At 71.3% G+C, this 17204-nt stretch carries 19 protein-coding genes; 10 read left to right on the top strand and 9 right to left on the bottom strand.

What is annotated here, in order from left to right:
* Nucleotides 1-32 precede the first annotated feature (32 nt).
* From AB0M48_RS02125 to AB0M48_RS02110, 4 genes are read left to right on the top strand one after another with little or no spacing between them, the layout of a single operon-like run.
* Nucleotides 33-650 carry a M15 family metallopeptidase gene (locus tag AB0M48_RS02125; RefSeq protein WP_363835443.1) on the top strand — a complete coding sequence of 206 codons (618 nt, stop codon included), beginning with the start codon at nucleotides 33-35 and terminating at the stop codon, nucleotides 648-650.
* A complete protein-coding gene (gene alr / locus AB0M48_RS02120) occupies nucleotides 635-1738 on the top strand; it encodes an alanine racemase (protein WP_363835442.1) in 1104 nt (367 codons plus the stop codon). Before AB0M48_RS02125 ends, alr begins: the two co-directional genes overlap by 16 nt.
* Nucleotides 1735-2688, top strand: coding sequence for a D-alanine--D-alanine ligase family protein (locus AB0M48_RS02115; RefSeq protein WP_363835441.1), 954 nt, complete (start codon nucleotides 1735-1737; stop codon nucleotides 2686-2688). Before alr ends, AB0M48_RS02115 begins: the two co-directional genes overlap by 4 nt.
* The gene (locus tag AB0M48_RS02110) at nucleotides 2685-3743 is read left to right on the top strand and encodes an acyltransferase (RefSeq protein WP_363835440.1); all 1059 of its coding nucleotides are present in this window, start codon (nucleotides 2685-2687) and stop codon (nucleotides 3741-3743) included. Before AB0M48_RS02115 ends, AB0M48_RS02110 begins: the two co-directional genes overlap by 4 nt.
* Here the strand turns inward: AB0M48_RS02110 and AB0M48_RS02105 are convergent.
* From AB0M48_RS02105 to AB0M48_RS02090, 4 genes are read right to left on the bottom strand one after another with little or no spacing between them, the layout of a single operon-like run.
* On the bottom strand, nucleotides 3706-3963 hold the full coding sequence (locus AB0M48_RS02105) for a hypothetical protein (protein ID WP_363835892.1): 258 nt from the start codon (nucleotides 3961-3963) through the stop codon (nucleotides 3706-3708). The two genes, AB0M48_RS02110 and AB0M48_RS02105, sit on opposite strands and share 38 nt — an antisense overlap.
* Nucleotides 3960-4661, bottom strand: coding sequence for a helix-turn-helix domain-containing protein (locus AB0M48_RS02100; protein ID WP_363835439.1), 702 nt, complete (start codon nucleotides 4659-4661; stop codon nucleotides 3960-3962). Before AB0M48_RS02100 ends, AB0M48_RS02105 begins: the two co-directional genes overlap by 4 nt.
* A 36-nt stretch (nucleotides 4662-4697) precedes the next feature.
* Complete coding sequence (locus AB0M48_RS02095; RefSeq protein ID WP_363835438.1) at nucleotides 4698-5819, bottom strand: ArgE/DapE family deacylase; 1122 nt, start codon at nucleotides 5817-5819, stop codon at nucleotides 4698-4700.
* A complete protein-coding gene (locus AB0M48_RS02090) occupies nucleotides 5816-6823 on the bottom strand; it encodes a pyridoxal-phosphate dependent enzyme (RefSeq protein WP_363835437.1) in 1008 nt (335 codons plus the stop codon). The genes AB0M48_RS02095 and AB0M48_RS02090 overlap by 4 nt, the downstream gene beginning before the upstream one ends.
* Before the next feature lie 71 nt (nucleotides 6824-6894).
* Here AB0M48_RS02090 and AB0M48_RS02085 point away from each other — a divergent pair, with 71 nt between their 5' ends.
* The 5 genes from AB0M48_RS02085 (at nucleotide 6895) to AB0M48_RS02065 (ending at nucleotide 11371) form a co-directional block, all read left to right on the top strand.
* Nucleotides 6895-7125, top strand: coding sequence for a hypothetical protein (locus tag AB0M48_RS02085; RefSeq protein WP_363835436.1), 231 nt, complete (start codon nucleotides 6895-6897; stop codon nucleotides 7123-7125).
* A gap of 127 nt (nucleotides 7126-7252) precedes the next feature.
* Nucleotides 7253-9247, top strand: a complete 1995-nt coding sequence (gene ligA / locus AB0M48_RS02080; protein ID WP_363835435.1) for an NAD-dependent DNA ligase LigA — start codon at nucleotides 7253-7255, stop codon at nucleotides 9245-9247.
* A gap of 969 nt (nucleotides 9248-10216) precedes the next feature.
* Complete coding sequence (locus AB0M48_RS02075; RefSeq protein WP_363835433.1) at nucleotides 10217-10519, top strand: hypothetical protein; 303 nt, start codon at nucleotides 10217-10219, stop codon at nucleotides 10517-10519.
* Nucleotides 10509-11027, top strand: coding sequence for a hypothetical protein (locus tag AB0M48_RS02070; protein WP_363835910.1), 519 nt, complete (start codon nucleotides 10509-10511; stop codon nucleotides 11025-11027). The genes AB0M48_RS02075 and AB0M48_RS02070 overlap by 11 nt, the downstream gene beginning before the upstream one ends.
* Complete coding sequence (locus tag AB0M48_RS02065; protein WP_363835891.1) at nucleotides 10976-11371, top strand: hypothetical protein; 396 nt, start codon at nucleotides 10976-10978, stop codon at nucleotides 11369-11371. Before AB0M48_RS02070 ends, AB0M48_RS02065 begins: the two co-directional genes overlap by 52 nt.
* Here the strand turns inward: AB0M48_RS02065 and AB0M48_RS02060 are convergent.
* On the bottom strand, nucleotides 11326-11991 hold the full coding sequence (locus tag AB0M48_RS02060) for a response regulator transcription factor (RefSeq protein WP_363835432.1): 666 nt from the start codon (nucleotides 11989-11991) through the stop codon (nucleotides 11326-11328). The two genes, AB0M48_RS02065 and AB0M48_RS02060, sit on opposite strands and share 46 nt — an antisense overlap.
* Nucleotides 11988-13070, bottom strand: a complete 1083-nt coding sequence (locus tag AB0M48_RS02055) for a histidine kinase (RefSeq protein WP_363835430.1) — start codon at nucleotides 13068-13070, stop codon at nucleotides 11988-11990. The genes AB0M48_RS02060 and AB0M48_RS02055 overlap by 4 nt, the downstream gene beginning before the upstream one ends.
* A 133-nt stretch (nucleotides 13071-13203) precedes the next feature.
* On the opposite strand from AB0M48_RS02055, the gene AB0M48_RS02050 reads away from it, so the two are divergent.
* Nucleotides 13204-13500 (top strand): DUF6223 family protein, encoded by a 297-nt coding sequence (locus AB0M48_RS02050; protein ID WP_363835428.1) that lies wholly within the window; start codon nucleotides 13204-13206, stop codon nucleotides 13498-13500.
* Here AB0M48_RS02050 and AB0M48_RS02045 read toward each other — a convergent pair.
* Genes AB0M48_RS02045 through xylA form a run of 3 tightly spaced genes read right to left on the bottom strand, consistent with a single transcriptional unit; the run spans nucleotide 13457 to nucleotide 17134 of the window.
* On the bottom strand, nucleotides 13457-14602 hold the full coding sequence (locus AB0M48_RS02045) for an ROK family protein (protein WP_363835425.1): 1146 nt from the start codon (nucleotides 14600-14602) through the stop codon (nucleotides 13457-13459). The two genes, AB0M48_RS02050 and AB0M48_RS02045, sit on opposite strands and share 44 nt — an antisense overlap.
* Complete coding sequence (gene xylB / locus AB0M48_RS02040; RefSeq protein ID WP_363835423.1) at nucleotides 14599-15981, bottom strand: xylulokinase; 1383 nt, start codon at nucleotides 15979-15981, stop codon at nucleotides 14599-14601. The genes AB0M48_RS02045 and xylB overlap by 4 nt, the downstream gene beginning before the upstream one ends.
* A 1-nt stretch (nucleotide 15982) precedes the next feature.
* Nucleotides 15983-17134 (bottom strand): xylose isomerase, encoded by a 1152-nt coding sequence (xylA, locus tag AB0M48_RS02035; RefSeq protein ID WP_363835890.1) that lies wholly within the window; start codon nucleotides 17132-17134, stop codon nucleotides 15983-15985.
* Nucleotides 17135-17204: the final 70 nt, after the last annotated feature.

Raw genomic sequence — 17204 nt, 5'->3', positions numbered from 1 at the left:
CCAGGATGGACGCACGTTCCTAGGTTGGCCGCATGACCATCCTGCTAGCCGATCCGATCGTGCGCGCCGTCCGCGTGCTCGACAACGGGGATCCTTTGGTGCCACTGGACCACGCGCCCGGAGTGCTGGTGCGCGAAGGGCTCGCGCGGCGGCTCGACGTGGCTCGCGCGCTGCTTCCGTCCGGTGTGGACCTGCGGGTGATCGAGGGGCACCGCACGATCGCCGGCCAGAGCGCGATCATCGAGCGCTACACGGCCGAACTGCGTGAGCTCCACCCCACCGCCGACGGGGTCGAGCTCGACCGGTTGTCCAGCCGGTTCGTGGCACCGCTGGCCGTCGCTCCGCACGTCGCGGGCGCGGCCGTGGACCTGACGCTGGTCACGACGTCGGGTGCGGAGCTGTGGATGGGCACGGCGGTCGACGCCACTCCCGAGGAGAGCGACGGCGCCTGCTTCTTCGGTGCGCCGGTCGACGACGAGGCCCGCCACAACCGGACGGTGCTGGCCGGCGCGCTGGGTGCCGCCGGTCTGATCAACTACCCGACCGAGTGGTGGCACTGGTCCTACGGCGACCGCTACTGGGCGTTGCTGACCGGCGCCGGCCACGCCGTCTACGGACCGGTGGAGGTGCCTGCGTGGGCGCGCGCGTGACGAGCCTGCGCCAGGCGGCCCTGGAGCCGGCGTTGCAGATCGACCTGACCGCGGTGGCCGACAACACGAGACGGTTCGTCGCGTGTGCGCGGGGCGCTGTCATGGCGGTGGTGAAGGCCGACGGGTTCGGGCACGGCCTCGGCGACGTCGCCCGCACTGCGGTGGCCGCGGGAGCCACCTGGATCGGGGTCACGTCGCTGGCGGAGGCCGTGCAGGTGCGGGAGTCCGGTGTGGACGTTCCGGTGCTCAGCTGGCTCAACCCCGTCGACGTGGACGTGCGCACGGCCGTCCGGTACGGGATCGACCTGAGCGTGCCGGGCCTGGACCACCTCGCGGCGCTGGAGGGCGGGGTGCGGGTGCACCTCCAGTTGGACACGGGGATGGCGCGGGACGGGGCCGCGCCGGAGTCCTGGCTGTCGCTGATGTCGGCGGCACGTCGTGCGGAGCGGGCCGGGAGGGTCTCGGTCGTCGGAGTGATGGGACATCTGCCTTGCGCCGACATTCCTGGAGTGAGTGAGCCCGGCAAACGCGCGTTCACCAGCGGAGTCGAGATGGCTCGCCAGGCTGGGCTTCGGCCGTCGGTGCGGCACCTGGCCGCCACGAGCGCGGCGCTGACGGACCCCGGAACTCACCTCGACGTCGTCCGGATCGGCGCCGGGCTGGTGGGCATCGACCCGTCCGGGACCACCCGGCTGCGCTCCGCCCTGCGGTTCACGGCGCCGGTGGTCCAGGTGCGGCGAGTCGCCGCGGGCACCGGGGTCGGGTACGGGCACGCGCACGTCACCGACCGCGCGACGACGCTGGCGCTGCTGCCGGTGGGCTATGCGGACGGCCTGCCGCGCACCGCGTCGGCGCGGGCGGAGGTGTGGCTGGCCGGACGTCGCCGGCCGGTCGCCGGGGTGATCTCGATGGACCAGGTCGTGGTCGACGTGGGGGACGACGCGGTGCTGCCGGGGGACGAGGCGGTGGTGTTCGGGCCGGGCGACGACGGCGAGCCGACGGTGGAGGACTGGGCCCGCTGGGCGGGGACGATCCCGCACGAGATCGTGACGGGCATCGGGGCGAGGGTGCGGAGGAACGTCCGATGAGGGGGATCCGCGTCGCCGTGATCGGCGGCGGGCAGAACTGCGAGCACGACGTCTCGGTGGCGTCGGCGCAGTCGGTCCGCGAGGCGCTCGACCCGGCGAAGTACCAGGCCGTGGCGCTCACGATCGGCCGCGACGGCCGGTGGCACGGGCAGGACGGCCAGGTGCTCGACCCGCTGACGTCCGGCAGCCTCGCCGCCGCGCTCGGCGTCCTGACCACCTGTGACGTGGTGCTGCCGCTGGTCCACGGGCCGCTGGGGGAGGACGGCACGCTCGCGGGCCTGTGCGAACTGGCCGGCGTGCCGTACGTGGGCTCGCCGCTGCGGGCCGGCGCGCTCGCGATGGACAAGTGGGCCACCAAGCTCGTCGCCGAGGCGGTCGGGGTCCGCACGGCGAAGGGTGTTCTGGTCACCAACGCGTCCACTGTGGACTTCACCGGTCCTGCCGTGGTGAAGCCGGTGGCGGCGGGGTCGAGTTTCGGGGTGAGGCTCGTCGAGCTTGAGGAAGACCTCGAACCCGCTGTGCGCCAGGCCCTGGAACTGGACGACCGCGTGCTGGTCGAGGAGGTCCTGCGCGGCCGGGAGATCGACATCGCGGTCCTCGACGACCCGGAGGAGGGCCGCCGGACCGGTCCGCCGCTCGAGATCAGGGTTCCCGGCCTGTTCGACACGACCGTGAAGTACGACGGCAGCGCCCAGTTCGTGATCCCGGCACCGCTGGCCGACACCGAGCTCAAGGCGCTGGAACACGCGGCGCTCGAGGTCTACGAGGCGCTCGGCTGCCGCGGGCTCGCGCGGGTCGACTTCTTCCTGACCGGGGACGGGTTCGTGCTCAACGAGGTCAACACCATGCCCGGCATGACGGCGGAGTCGCAGGTGCCCAAGATGTTCGCGGCCGCCGGACTGTCCTATCCGGACCTGCTGGACAAGCTCGTGCGCGGAGCGATGCGGTGAGGCGCATCGCCGGACTGGACGTGCTGCGCGGCATCGCGATCCTCCTCGTGATGCTGCGGCACGCGTTCCCCGACGTGTTCCCCGGTGCGGGTGTCGTCGGCGTGGTCGTGTTCTTCACGCTGAGCGGCTACCTGATCACCGGTGTCCTGCAGAGGGAGCTCACGACCACCGGACGCGTCGGCTTCCAGCGGTTCTACCTGCGGCGGGCGCGCAGACTGCTGCCCGCGCTGGTGGCGCTGCTCGTGGTCTTCGCCGTCGTGACGCTCGTGTTCGACCCGCTGGGGGAGCGGGACAAGCTGCTCAAAACGGTCATCGTCCTGGTGACGTTCACCGGCAACCTGCCGATCAGCGGTGTCAGCCCGGCGGCGTTCCACGGCTGGACGCTCGCGACGGAGGAGCAGTTCTACCTGCTGTGGCCCGCGCTGCTGGCGTTCGCCTGGGTGCGCAATAGGACCGGCGCGGTTCTGGTCGTCGCGGCGCTGGGCGCGCTCGCGGCCTGCACGGCGACGCTCGTCTGGCTGTGGCCGAACGCCGACAACGCCTACGCGCTGCCGACGTCGTGGTTCGTGTGCTTCGTGATCGGCGCCGCGACCAGGCTGAAGCTGACCACGGCGCCGCGCTGGACCGTGCCGATCGCCCTGACCGGCCTGGCGGTGCTCTCGGTGGTGCCTCTCCGCGGCCACGCGCTGACCTACCTCGTGGCGGGCCCGGTGATCGCGGCCTGCACGGCCGTGCTGTTGCTGGTCTGGTCGAGGTGGGAGCGGGTGGCGACGCCGATCCGGCCGCTGGTGGCGCTGGGCGTGCTGTCCTACGGCGCCTACCTGTGGAACTACCCGCTCACCCTGTGGCTGCGCCCGGAACTGGGCGTCGCCGCCGGTCCGGTCGCGGCGCTGCTCACGATCGTGGCAGCGGCGCTCAGCTGGCGTTACGTCGAGGAACCGGTCATGCGGCGAGGATCGCGGTTGTTCACCGTTGTTTCTTCAGCTCCCGGCGTCGACCGTGAAGAACCCCCTCCCGCTACACAGGTGGCGAGGAAAGGGGAACGCAGTGAGTGACGAGGTGAAGCTGCCCAGATCGTCGATCTGACGACGGTCGTCGGCAGGGCGGGGTGAGGTCGACGTCCGGGAAGTGGCGGTTCCAGTCGGGGGCGGACAGGGGCGGCGACACCGTGGCGCAGATGCGTTCGGCGGCGTGCTCGACGTCGGCCTCCCACGCTCGGACGGTCCGGTCGCCGCCCGCGCTGAGCAGCGTGTGGCCGTCGGCCGGGAACGTCAGCGCGTAGACCCGCTCGGTGTGGCCGGACAGGGTGGCGAGCGGGCGCCCAGCACCACCCGGTGCGCGGTCAGCCGGTCGACGAACCGCCTGCGGGTGTCGCGGTCCTCGCAGAGGGTGAAGATCTCCTCGAACTGGTCGACCACGAGAACGGTGTCCTCGGCGGCGTCCCGCAGAGCTCTTTCGCACTCCTGCATCGGGCTGGGGCCGGGCGTGAACAGCGCGTCCCGGTCGCCGAGCCGAGGCATCAGACCGGCCCTGAGCAGCGACGACTTGCCTGCACCGGACGCGCCGACGACCACGACGACGCGTTCGTCCCCGGCCAGGCGGGTGAGCCGGTCGATCAGGCGGTCGCGGCCGAAGAACCGGTCGGCGTCCTGCTGCCCGAACGCGGTCAGCCCCGCGCAGGGCGCACCGGGGTCCTGCTCGGGCCGGGGTTCGGCCTCGGCCGCGGCGTGCCAGCGGCGTTCCCACTCCTCCTCCGAACCGCCGCACGCCCGCACGTACGCGAGCGTGACCGGCAGCGTCGGCCGCTTGCGCCCGGAGGCGGCCTGGGACAGGGCCGCCTCCGAGTAGTGCGTCAGCGCACTGAGCCGGCGGTAGGTCGGGCCGCCCGCCCGTTCCCGCAGCGACCTGAGCTCCCGCGCGAACGCGAGCACCGCCGAGTCGCCCGCGTCGAGCGGCCGTTCCTTGCGTGGCATCCCCGTTCACCCACCCGTGCTCCCCAGGGAGTGAACTTAGTGGCAGAAGGCGGTGATCGTGCCGGTCAGGACGTCGGTGAGCCGGTCGAGGGACGCCAGGTCGACGTACTCGGTGGCCGCGTGGGCGCCCGCGCCGTCGACGCCGAACAGCAGGCAGGGGATACCCGCGCGGTCCAGCAGGGCGCAGTCGGTCCAGAACGGCTCCGCGCGGATGATCGGCGGCTCGCCGAGCTGCGCGATGAGCGTGCGGACGATCTGGGCTTCGGGGTCGGCCTCGAAGGGGTCCCTGGCGAGGCCTCGGGTGAGGGTGGCGGTGAAGTCCGGGACGGTCGCGGTCAGGTGGTGGAGGATCGCGCGCAGCTCGTCCTCGGTCTGCTGCGGGGACTCTCCCGGCACCGTGCGGCGTTCGAGGGTGATCCGGCAGGCCGACGGGTAGGTCGAGGCCTCCTCGCCGCCGCTGATCAGCGACGCGTGGACCGTGCCGGTGCCGAGCAGGGGGTGTCGCGGGCCGTCTCGCAGGTCGCGGCCGAGCTGTTCCAGCGCCACGAGGAAGTGGCCGGCCTTGGCGATGGCGTCGATGCCGAGTTCCGGGCGCGAGCCGTGGGCGGCCCTGCCCCCGATCTCGACGTCGAACCAGACGAAACCCTTGTGCGTTAGGGTGACTTCGAGGTGGCTGGGTTCGGTGACGATGGCGGCGTCGGCGGTGAAGTGGTCGAGCACCTCTTCCGTGCCGAAGCTGCCGTGTTCCTCGTCGGCCACGCACGCGACGATGACGTCGCCGCGCAGCGGGCGTTCGGTGGCTCTGGCCGCGGCGACCATCATGGCCGCGATGCCGCCCTTCATGTCGAACGTGCCGCGGCCGAACATCCTGCCGTTCTCGACGTGCGGCTTCAGCGGGTCGCCGTCGTAGCCCGTGAAGCCGACCGTGTCGATGTGACCGTTGAGCATCAGGGACCTCCCGCCACCGGTGCCCTTCTTGACGGCGACGAGCGAGGGCCTGCCCGGCCGTCGCTCCAGGCGGTGCACCTCGAAGCCGTGGGCGCGGAACCAGGTGGCGATGAAGCCGGCGATCTCGTGTTCGCCGTTGCCGCCGGGGACGAGGCCGGGGTTGACCGAGTCGATGGAGACGAGTCGGGCCAGCAGGTCACGTGGGTTCACGGGCGTCCTTCGGTGCTGATGAGCACGACGGTGTCGAGTTGGCCGAAATCGGCACGGATGGCACGCAGTCCGGCGAGAGGTGCGGCGCCGCACGGTCCCGAGTGGACGTTCTGCGCGTGGAGGTCCTGCATCGCTTTGGTGCACTCGGATTCGGAGATGGCCACGGCGGCGTCCAGGCCGTTGAGCAGATACGGCCAGGAGGTGGCGGACGGTGTGCCGCAGTTGAGTCCGGCCATGATCGTGTCGCCGGTGGGGACGGTCCTGAGTTCGCCCGCTTTCAGGCTTTCGAGGACACAGGCGGCGCTGTCCGGTTCCACGGCGAGGAGCCTCGTGCGGGAGTCGCGGCCGCGGTAGTGGGTGATCACGGCCTGCGCGAACGAGCCGACCCCGACCGGGACGACGACCAGGTCGGGTTCGGAGTCGAGCTGCTCGTCGATCTCGTGGCAGAGCGTGCCGTAGCCCTCGACGATCCAGGCCGGGACCTCTTCGTAGCCCGGCCACCCCATGTCCTGCACGAGGACCCCGTCCGCTTCGGCGGCTCTGGCGACCGCGTCGTCGTACGTGCCCTCGACCACCGTGACCTGGGCGTTCTCGGCCCGGATCGCCTCGATCGCCGGCTCGGGCACGGTGTGCGGCACGAAGACGTGGGCGTGCTGGCCACGCAACCGGGCCATCCGCGCGACCGCCCGGCCGTGGTTGCCGTCGGTCGCGGTGGTGAGCGTGACCTGGCCCGAATGCCGTTCGAGAACGCGGTGAACGGCCCAGGACGCACCGAGAGCCTTGAAAGCGGGCAGCCCGAGCCGGGAGGATTCGTCCTTGACGAACAGGCGGCCGATCCCGAGTTCCGCGGCGAGGGCCGGCAGTGCGGTGAGCGGAGTGGGCGCGTAGCCGGGCAGCCCGGCGTGGAAGTCCCGCACCCCGGTGGGCGCGGGAGGACATCGCCAGCTGCGGGCCTCTGGCCGTGAGAACTTCATGCGGGACAGCGTGCGGGTGGTCCGGATCATCGGTCCAGCGCATGTTCTCGACCTGTATCGGTGGAAGAATCCGACGAGTTGCGGGGGGAGGAGGTGGCAGGGTGAGCGACGAGGAGCTGATCGTCGAGTTCGCGCTGACCCGCCTCGACAACCCCGGCCTCGAGCTGGAGGAGGTCGCCGCGCTCGTGGTGCGGCGGGTCGGGCCGGAGCGGATGGTCGAGTTCGCCGGGCAGACCCTGGTGCATCGTGACGAACTGCGGGGAGCGGTGTTCCCGGCGGCCGTCGAGCACGTGTTGCGGGTGGTGCTGACGTTGCGCGGGCCGCGCGACTAGAGGCCTGGGTGTGGCGGCTCCGTTGTCGCTGTCCGAAGTGGAGCGGCGATCGGCTCCACCGCGACTCGAGCGGACTTCCAGGCTCGACCGTCCATTTTTGTCGGTGGTGCCCGGTAACGTCCCTCCCATGAGTGCTGCTGGGGATCGGATTCAGGAGCTCGCCGGGCGGATCGTCGAGCTGCGTGACGCGTACTACCAGGGTGAGCCGCTGGTGGCGGACGCGGAGTACGACGCGATCGAGGACGAGTTCCGCGCCCTGATCGCGGAGCACCCGGAGCTCGCGCCGAAGGACAACCCGCTGGACCACGTGGGCGCGCCGTCGGTGCTGCACGCGCCGGTGCGGCACTCGCGGCCGATGCTCTCCCTGGAGAAGGCGAACAAGCCCGAGCAGGTCGAGTCGTTCTTCGCGCGGTTCCCCGGTCAGCCCGTCGTCGTCATGCCGAAGCTCGACGGCCTGTCGCTGGCGCTGGTGTACGAGAACGGGCGCCTTGCGCGCGCGGTCACCCGTGGCGACGGCACGACGGGCGACGACGTCACGTTCCTCACGCGCGCGTTGTGCGACGGCGTGCCGGACAAGGTCGAGGCGCCGGGGCGCGTCGAGGTGCGCGGTGAGTGCGTGATGCTGCGCTCCACGTTCGACACGTACAACGCGGCGCACCCGGACAAGCCGCTGATCAACCCGCGCAACGCGGCGGCGGGCACGTTGCGCGCCAAGGATCCGAAGGCGGTCGAGGGCCGGCGCATGCAGTTCTTCGCGTTCGACCTGACGACCGAGCCGGAGAGCGCCGACTCCGACCTCGACGCGGGCCTGCGCAAGCTGGGCTTCAGCGTCGCGGAGATGAAGCACTGCTCCACCGCGGCCGAGGCCCAGGAACTGATCAGCGGCATCGAGCAGGCCCGCAACACCCTCGACTACGACCTCGACGGCGCCGTGCTGCGCCTGGCGAACCGCGACGCGTTCGCCGCCGCGGGCACCCGGTCGTCGTCCCCGCGCGGCGCCATCGCGTACAAGTTCGCCGCCGAGGAGAAGACGACGGTGCTGAAGGACGTCGTGTGGGACGTGGGCAAGACCGGCAAGATCGCCCCGGTCGCGTGGCTCGAGCCCGTGTTCGTCGGCGGCACCACCGTCACCCGCGCGACGCTGGCCAACCAGGAGGTCATCCGCTCGCGCGGCATCAAGATCGGCGACACGGTCCTGGTCCGCCGCGCCGGCGACGTGATCCCGTTCGTCGCGGGCGTGCTCGACGAGTCGAAGCGCACCGGCGCCGAGCAGGAGATCGTCCCGCCGTCGGAGTGCCCGTCCTGCGCCCAGCCGCTGACCGAGCAGGGCAACAGCCGCGAGCTGTTCTGCACGAACTCGGCCTGCCCCGCCCAGACCGTGCGCCGCCTGATCCACTGGTCGTCCCGCGCCGCCGCCGACATCGACGCCATCGGCCAGGTGTGGATCGAGCGCCTCGCCGAGACCGGCGACCTGGTGAACCCGTCCGACTTCTACACGCTCACCAAGGAACGCCTGCTGGAGTTCGACCGCGTGGGCGAGGTCTCCGCGACCCGGATGATCGAGTCCATCGACCGCAGCCGCTCAGTGGGCCTGCGCCGCGCGCTGATCGGCCTGTCGATCCCGATGGCCTCCGAAGGCACCGCGGCCCGCCTGTGCCGCGCGGGCTTCGGCTCCCTGGAAGCCGTCGCCGACGCGGGCGTCGAGAAGCTCGTGGCCGTCGAGGACATCGGCCAGAAGGTCGCCGAGTCCCTCAACTTCCACCTGGCCCGCCTGCGCCCGGAGATCGAACGCCTGCGGGAACGCGGCGTCTCGCTGGAGGTGCGGGAGGAGGACCTGCCACCGGTGGTCGTCGCCGGCGCACCCCTGGAAGGCAAGTCCGTCGTGATCACGGGTTCCATCAGCGACCCGCGCTCCGGCGAGAAGGTCACCCGCCCGACGTTCCAGAAGATGTGCGAACGAGCCGGCGCCACCGCCGCCTCGTCGGTCTCGGCCACCACCGACCTGCTCATCACGGGCGAGGGCGTCGGCGCAGGCAAGCTCACGAAGGCGGAGAAGCTCGGCGTCGAGGTGGTCGACCAGGCCGAGATCTGGGCGAAGCTGATCGCCGCCGGAGTCGCCTGACCCCGCAGATGCGGGAAGCCCCCACGCTGCCTGGGGGAGGACGGCAGCCTGGGGGCGAGTGTGGGTGGTCGGTGCGGCGGTCGCCTCTCGGCGGTGTGCACGACGCGGTTCCGGGTGAACGGTGCTCCGCGAGGGCTGTTGTGGTGGGGCCCGGGGACTCGTTCCGCGCCGACCGTCTGGTGCAACGGTGCGGGGTTCCGTTGTGTTTCCTGGTGATCTGTGTGCTGGCTCACCGGATGGTGTTGCTGTGCAAGGGAATTGCGGAAGAGGGAAGGGCCCTCGGGCCGTCTGGGGGTGTACGGCTCGAGGGCCTTGGTCTGCTGGGCCCTGCGGCCCGTTCCACGCCGACCATCTGGTGCGGCGTAAAGGGAATGCGGTGGTGGGAAGGCCCTCAAGTCGCCGAGGGGGGTGTGCGGCTTGAGGGCGTGGTCTGTTGGTCGGTGCGGCGGTCGCCTCTCGGCGGTGTGCACGACGCGGTTCCGGGTGAACGGCGCTCCGCGAAGGCTTTGTGTTGGGGCCCGGGGACTCGTTCCGCACCGACCACCCTGTACAACGGCGAGGGGATCCGTTGTGTTCCAGGAGGGTCTGTGTGGCCGGTCACCGTCGGCCACCTCGATCTTCTTGCTGTGCAAAGGATCGAGAAAACCGGGTGGTCGGCGCGGCAGGAGAGGTCCGCGCCGACCGGACGCCCTCGAGCCGTCCGTCGGGGGAAAGTGACGGCTCGAGGGCGAGTTCGGGAAGGCCGATGCGATCGGTCGCCTCTCGGCGAGTTGCTCGACGCGGTACCGGTTGTGCGGTCTTCCGCGAAGGCGATGAGGTGAGGCCCGGGGGACACGGACCGCACCGACCAACACGTGTAACGGCCGTGGTGCCCGGAGTGTTTCCGGAACGGGCTGTGGGGTCGCTCACCGCTGTGCCGGGATCCCACTAAACCCTTTGAGGTGCCCAGGCCGATGTACGGTCTGCTTCGTGAAGATCGTTGTGCAGGTGAAGCTGCTGCTGGACGCCGTGCAGGCGTCCGCGTTGGCGGCGACTCCGCATGGCTGCAACGAGTCCGCGGACTGGGTGTCGCGGATCGCGTTCGAGCACCGGGTGTTCCGTGAGTACGCGTTGCGCAAGCACACCTACGCGGAATTGAAGGCCCGTGGTCTGGGCGCGCAGGCCGCCCAGCACGTGATCAAGAAAGTCGCGGACGCCTATGCCGCGCTGCACGCGACCATCCGCGCCGGGAACCTCGGCAAGCCCTGGCTCGAAGCGCCGGGTGAAGGCTGAGTCGAAACCGATCGGGTTCCGGCCGGATGCGGCGCAGCCGTTCGACGACCGGTGCCTGTCGTGGAACCACGACGCGGGCACCGTGTCGATCTGGACCACGGTGGACCGGATGAAGGACGTGCGCTTCGCGGGTTCTCCAGAGCAGCTCAAGACCCTGCGTGAGTACCGCAAGGGCGAGAGTGATCTCGTGCACCGCGACGGCATGTGGTTGCTGATCGCGACCTGCGAGATGCCCGAGGAGCCGCTGTTCGAGCCGGTCGACTGGCTCGGCGTGGACCGGGGCATCGTGAACCTCGCGACCACCAGCGACGCGGACGACTTCCAGGGCCGCGGGCTGGGACGCTACCGGCGCTGGCACGCCCGCGTCCGCACCGAGTTGCAGGCCAGGCGCACGAAGTCGGCGACGCGGCGGCTGAAGAAACGAGCGCGGCGCGAGCAGCGGCACTCCACCTCGCGATCAGCCCGGACGGCACGAGGTTCGCGACGGCGGGCGCCAACCGGACGGTGAAGGTCTGGGACGTGGCCACCGGTGCCGAGCTGATGACGCTGACCGGCCATTCCGCGCCCGTGGTGGCGCTGGCGTTCAGCCCGTCCGGCACCGCGCTGGCCTCCGGGGGAGAGGACGACGCGGTAGTCGTGTGGGACCTCGGCACCCGGTCGGGCACCACGCTGACCGGGCACACCGGACCGGTGCAGGCCGTGGCGTTCACGCGGGAGGACGAGCTGGTGACGGGAGCGAACGACGCGCGGATCATCCGCTGGTCGCTGTCCGTCGCGGACGCCGAGAACCGGATCTGCGCGGAGGCCTACCCGCGTTCGGAGGCCTGCGGGACCACCAGGCCCGACTCGTAGGCGATCACCACGAGCTGAGCCCGGTCGCGGGCGTGCAGCTTCGTCATCGCGCGGTTGACGTGGGTCTTCGCGGTGAGCGGGCTGATCACCATGCTCGCGGCGATCTCGTCGTTCGACAGGCCGCGGGCGACCAGCACGACGGCTTCGAGTTCCCTGTTGGTGAGGTGGTCGACGCTCAGGTCCCGTTGCAGCGGCTGGCTCACGTACCGGTCGATCAGCCTGCGGGTGATCGACGGGGCCAGGAGGGCGTCGCCGCGGGCCGCGACCCGGACGGCGTGCAGGAAGTCCTCCGGTTGCACGTCCTTGACGAGGAACCCTGCCGCGCCTGCCTTCAGCGCGTGGAAGACGTACTCGTCCAGGCCGTAGTTGGTGAGGATCACGACGTGCGTGCCCGCCAGGGACGGGTCGGCGGCGATGTGCCCGGTGGCCTCGATGCCGTCCATCTCGGGCATCTGGATGTCGATCAGGGCGATGTCCGGGAGGTGTTTCCTGGCCTGGTCGAGGCCTTCCCGGCCGGTCCCGGCCTCGGCGACGACCTCGATGTCGTCCTCGGCTTCCAACAGCGCGCGGAAACCGCGGCGCATCAGCGGCTGGTCGTCGACCAGCAGGACGCGGATCACGGCTGTGCCACGGGGAGTTCGGCCTGCACGCGGAAACCGCCTTCGGTCCGGGGCGCCGCCTGGAGGTGGCCGCCCAGCGCGGTGACGCGTTCGCGCATGCCGAGCAGCCCGACGCCCGGTGCGGTGTTCCCCGGTGCCGCCGTGCCGTCGTCGTCCACCTCGATGATCACCGTGTCCTCGCGGTAGTCGATGTGGACCCGCGCGGTCGCCGCGGCGGCGTGGCGGGCGATGTTCGTGAGCGACTCCTGCACGATCCGGTACGCCGTGCGCTCCACCGCTGCCGGCACGTCGTCGTGGCGGCCTTCGATCGTGAGCCGGGCGTCCAAGCCGGTGGCCCTGGCGCGTTCGACGAGATCGGGGACGTCCTTGATGCCGTGCGGCGGGTTCTTGTCGTCGTCGCGCAGGGCTTCGAGCGTGGCGCGGAGTTCCCTGGACGCTTCCCGGCCCGCGTCGCGGATCACCAGGAGGGGTTCGGGCACCTCCTCACCGCGTTTGCGGGCGAGGTGGACGGCGACCTCGGCCTGCAGCTTGATCACCGAGATCTGGTGGGTGAGCGAGTCGTGCAGTTCGCGGGCGATGTGCAGGCGTTCCTCGTTGGCCCGTCGTCGCGCCGTTTCCTCCTTGGTGCGTTCGGCTTCGTCGGCTCTGCGCTCGGCCTGCCTCAGCGCCTCGCCGGCGGCCGCGGCGGCGATCAGCCACGCGATCTGCAGGACGTCGCGGGTCTGCGCGAACGCCTCGTACGTGGTGAGGTCGCGCGGCGAGGCGAGTGCGGCGAGGGGGAGCGTGGCGAGCATCAGGACGGAACCGGCGAGCGTGAACACGCGGTGGCCCGCCCGCATCGTCGAGTAGACGGCGAACAGGAAGGCGATCACCGGCACGTCCGCGCCGGTGGCCTGGTAGCCGAGTGCGAGGAGCCCGGTCGCCGCCAGCACGGCTCTCGGCGACCGTGTGCGCGCGAGGAGGACCAGCCCGCTGGCGGCGAGCAGCGCGTAGCCGGGAACGGTCGCGGGGTGGCCCGCCACGACGAGGCTCGTCGCGACTCCCGCGGCGATCGCCCAGTCCAGCCAGCGCTTGCTCATCCGTGCACCTTAATCCCCCGTCCGCGCTGGTAGATCCTTCAGCGGGAGCATTGTCGGACTACTGCGCGCGCAGTACAGCGGTGTCTGCGCCCGCACGACGACGTGACGCCGGTTCGGCGGTTGGCTGGTGCCCATGTTGCTTTCCGCTGCTTATGAGATGTCCGCCGGCCGCACGTTGTCGCTCGTCGGTGTGGTCCTCGGTGTGCTCGGACTGTTGGCGCTCACACGGCGTGGTCTGTGGGCCGTCGTGCTGGGTGCGGTCGGGGCGGTGATCGGTGTCGCGGTGGTGTTGATGGCGAAGGGCGGCCCCGGTACCGGCTACGGCATCGTCGGTGGCTACGTGTCGCTCGCGGTGGGCGTGGCCGGTGTGGTGCTGGGCGGCCTGGCTATGCGAAGAGCCGCTCGGGCTGCTGCACCGCGCGCCTCGTGATCAGCCCGGCCGCACCCCGCACCACCGCGAACTCGCCGAGGGGCGAGGCGAGCAGCCGGGTGTGCCGTTCGCCGCCCGCGAGCACCCTGCCGTCCAGTTCGGACTGCACGGCTTCGCGGAGGTGGTCGTACAGCACGGCGTAGCTGCCGCCGAGCACGACCGTCGGGACGTCGAAGAGGTTCATCAGCGTCGCGATGCCGACCCCGAGCGCCTCCCCGGCCGTCCGCACGGCCGCCGCGGCCTTGGGGTCGCCCGCTTCGAGCGCCTTGCGCAACGAGTCGAGCCGGCGTCGTCCCGCCTCGCGCAGGATGACGTCGAGCCCCGCGTACCGCTCGACACAACCGCGGCTGCCACACGTGCACCGGATGCCGTTGCGCTCGATCACGACGTGCCCCAGCTCGCCCGCGAACCCGCTGACCCCGCGGTAGACCTCGCCGCCCAGCACGACGCCCGCGCCGATGCCGACGTCGGCCGTCACGTGCACGAAGTCCTCGCCCGCCAGGTGCCGCGGCCACAGGTGGGCGAGCGCGGCGAGGTTCGCCTCGTTGTCGAGCTGGACGTCGAGGCCGGTTCGCTCACCGAGCCTCTCGGCCAGTCGTTCGCCGACGAGCTTGGGCAGGTTGGGCGCTCGGACGATGGCGCCGTCGTGCACGACACCGGGGAATGCGAGTCCCACTCCGAGCAGCGTGCGCTCGGAGCCCTCGGTGACCTCGCGGATCAGTCCGGCGACCCGGTCGAGCACCTCGTCCGCCGTCGCTTTGCGCATGTCGGCGGGGACGAGACGGCGTTCGAGCGTGGCACCGTCGAGTCCGAGCGTCTCGACGGCGAGGTGGCTGACGTTGATCTCCGCCCCGACCGCGACCGGCCCGGCGGGGTGGAAGCGCAACGGCTTGGACGGCCTGCCCATGCCGGCCAGCGTGGCGGGCTCCTCCACCAGGATCCCGCCCGCCAGCAACGGCTCGGTGAGGTTGGACAGGGTGGCCTTCGTCAGGCCGGTGCGCGCCGCGAGGTCGGCGCGCGAACCGGGGCGGTCGACGAGGGCGAGCAGCACCGTGCGCAGGTTGCCGAGGCGAACCTGCCGCAGGTGGTCGACGGTGGTCATCGACTCAAGTATCGCTGTGCCGCGTCCCCGTACCGCGCCCGGATCTCCGGCACCGCCTCGGCCTCGTACCGCGTGCTGTCCGCCAGCGTCCACTCCGGAGGCGTCGTCCCGTTCGTGAGCGTCCACGCGGCCTGCCGCGCCGCACCGTTCGCCACGTACTCATCCGGCGCGGGCACCGTCACGGGCACACCGAACACCATCGGCGCGATCTCCCGCACCGCGGGAGAAACCGCTGCTCCTCCGACGAGCCGCACGCCTGTGACGTCCGCACCTTGCTCAGCGAGCGCGTCGAGGCCGACCGCAAGACCGCACAGCATGCCTTCGACGGCCGCACGGGCGATGTTCGCGGGCGTGGCGTTTGTGAGCGTCAGTCCGTGCAACGCACCCGTCGCGTCCGGCAGGTTCGGCGTCCGCTCGCCTTCCAGGTACGGAACCATCACCACACCCTCCGCACCGGGCTTCGCGGACAGTGCGAGGTCGCTGAGCCGGGCGAGGTCGACGCCCAGCATGCGGGCCGTCGCGTCCAGCACGCGGGCGGCGTTCAGGGTGCAGGCCAGCGGGAGGTAGCGGCCGGTGGCGTCGGCGAACCCCGCCACGATGCCGGACGGGTCCTCCGCGCGGACGTCGCTGGTGGCCGTGACGACGCCGGAGGTGCCGAGCGACACCACGACGTCGGTGCCGCCGCCGACCCCGAGCATGGCCGCCGCGTTGTCGCCCGCGCCCGCGCCGAGCCGGACCGGTCCGTCCACGAACTCCGCCGGGCCCAGGACACGGGGGAGCACCACGTCGGCGCGGCCGAGCGCGAGAGAGAGCAGGTCAGGCACGTACTCGTTCGACACCGAGTCGAAGTAGCCGGTGCCGGACGCGTCCGAGCGGTCGGTGACCAGGTCGGAGAGCGACCCGGTGCCGCGCAGCCGCCACGTCAGCCAGTCGTGCGGCAGGCAGACGGCGGCGGTGCGCTTGGCGTTGGCCGGTTCGTGCTGGGCGAGCCAGCGCAGCTTCGTGATCGTGAACGACGCGACCGGCACGAGTCCGATCCGCGCCGCCCACTGCGCAGCGCCCAGCTCGTCCGTCAGCGAGGCCGCGGCCGCCGCGGAACGGGTGTCGTTCCACAGCAACGCCTCGCGCACGACCTCGCCGTCCTCGTCGAGGCAGACCATGCCGTGCTGCTGCCCGGCGACGCTCAGCGCCGCGACGTCGGACAGTCCGCCGGCGTCGGCGAGCGCGGACTGCAGAGCCGACCACCAGTGCGAGGGGTGCACCTCGGTGCCGTCCGGGTGAGCCGCGCGGCCCTCCCGGACGAGCCTGCCGGTCTCCGCGTCGCGAACCACGACCTTGCACGACTGCGTCGAGGAGTCGACGCCGGCGACGAGCGTCATGTCAGCGCGCTCCCGTGAGGTGCTCGAGGGCGAGCTGGTTGAGCCGGACGAAGCCGTAGCCGCGCTCGCCCGCCTGGTCGGGGTCGAACCCGGTGTCCTTGATCAGGTCGTCGTAGGACTCGCCGGCGTTGAGCGTCGGCTGCGAGAGCTCCGCGACACCCGCCACGGCCAGCGCCTCCTGCACCTCGGGGTCCGCGCGGAACGCGGCCGCGCGGTCGCGGAGCAGCAGGTACGTGGCCATGTTCGCCTTGGCCGAGTCCCAGACGCCCGTGATGTCCTCGGTCCGCGACGGCTTGTAGTCGAAGTGCCGCGGACCGTCGTAGCCGGCGGTCTCCAGCAGGTCGACCAGCGCGAACGCGTTCATCAGGTCGCCGTGCCCGAACACCAGGTCCTGGTCGTACTTGATGCTGCGCTGACCGTTGAGGTCGATGTGGAACAGCTTGTCGTGCCACAACGCCTGCGCGATGCCGTGCACGAAGTTCAGCCCGGCCATCTGCTCGTGCCCGACCTCGGGGTTCAGACCGACCAGTTCGGGCCGGTCGAGCGAGGTGATGAACGCGAGCGCGTGCCCTACCGTCGGCAGCAGGATGTCGCCGCGCGGCTCGTTCGGCTTCGGCTCGAGCGCGAACCGCATGTCGTAACCGCGGTCGGTGACGAACTGCGTCAGCAGGTTCATCGCCTCGCGGTACCGGTCGAGCGCCGCCCGCACGTCCTTGGCCACGTCGTACTCGGAGCCCTCACGCCCGCCCCACAGCACGAAGGTCTTGGCACCGAGCTCCGCCGCCAGCTCGACGTTGCGCAGCACCTTCTGCAGCGCGAACCGCCGCACGCCGCGGTCGTTGCTGGTGAAGCCGCCGTCCTTGAAGACGGGGTGGCTGAACAGGTTCGTCGTCACCATCGGGATGACGAGACCGGTTTCGGCGAGCGCGCCCTGCAACCGGCTGATCTGCTGGTCGCGGTGCGTCGCCTCGAAGCCGAACAGGTCGTCGTCGTGGAACGTCAGCCCGTAGGCGCCCAGCTCGGCGAGCCGGTGCACCGCCTCGACCACGTCGAGTTCGGGGCGCGTGGCCTCGCCGAACGGGTCGCGGCCCTGCCAGCCCACGGTCCACAGACCGAAGGAGAACTTGTCCGCCGGAGTGGGCGTGCTCATCATCCACCTCATTCGTTCAATGCTTGAACTTAGTGCGGACAGTACGACGCCGCGGCGTTGATCGCAACGCCGG

This window comes from Lentzea sp. NPDC051208, from assembly GCF_040682435.1.
Lineage (GTDB): Bacteria > Actinomycetota > Actinomycetes > Mycobacteriales > Pseudonocardiaceae > Lentzea > Lentzea kristufekii.
Note: the sequence above shows the minus strand (reverse complement) of the source record. Positions and strands in the feature narration are given on the sequence as shown.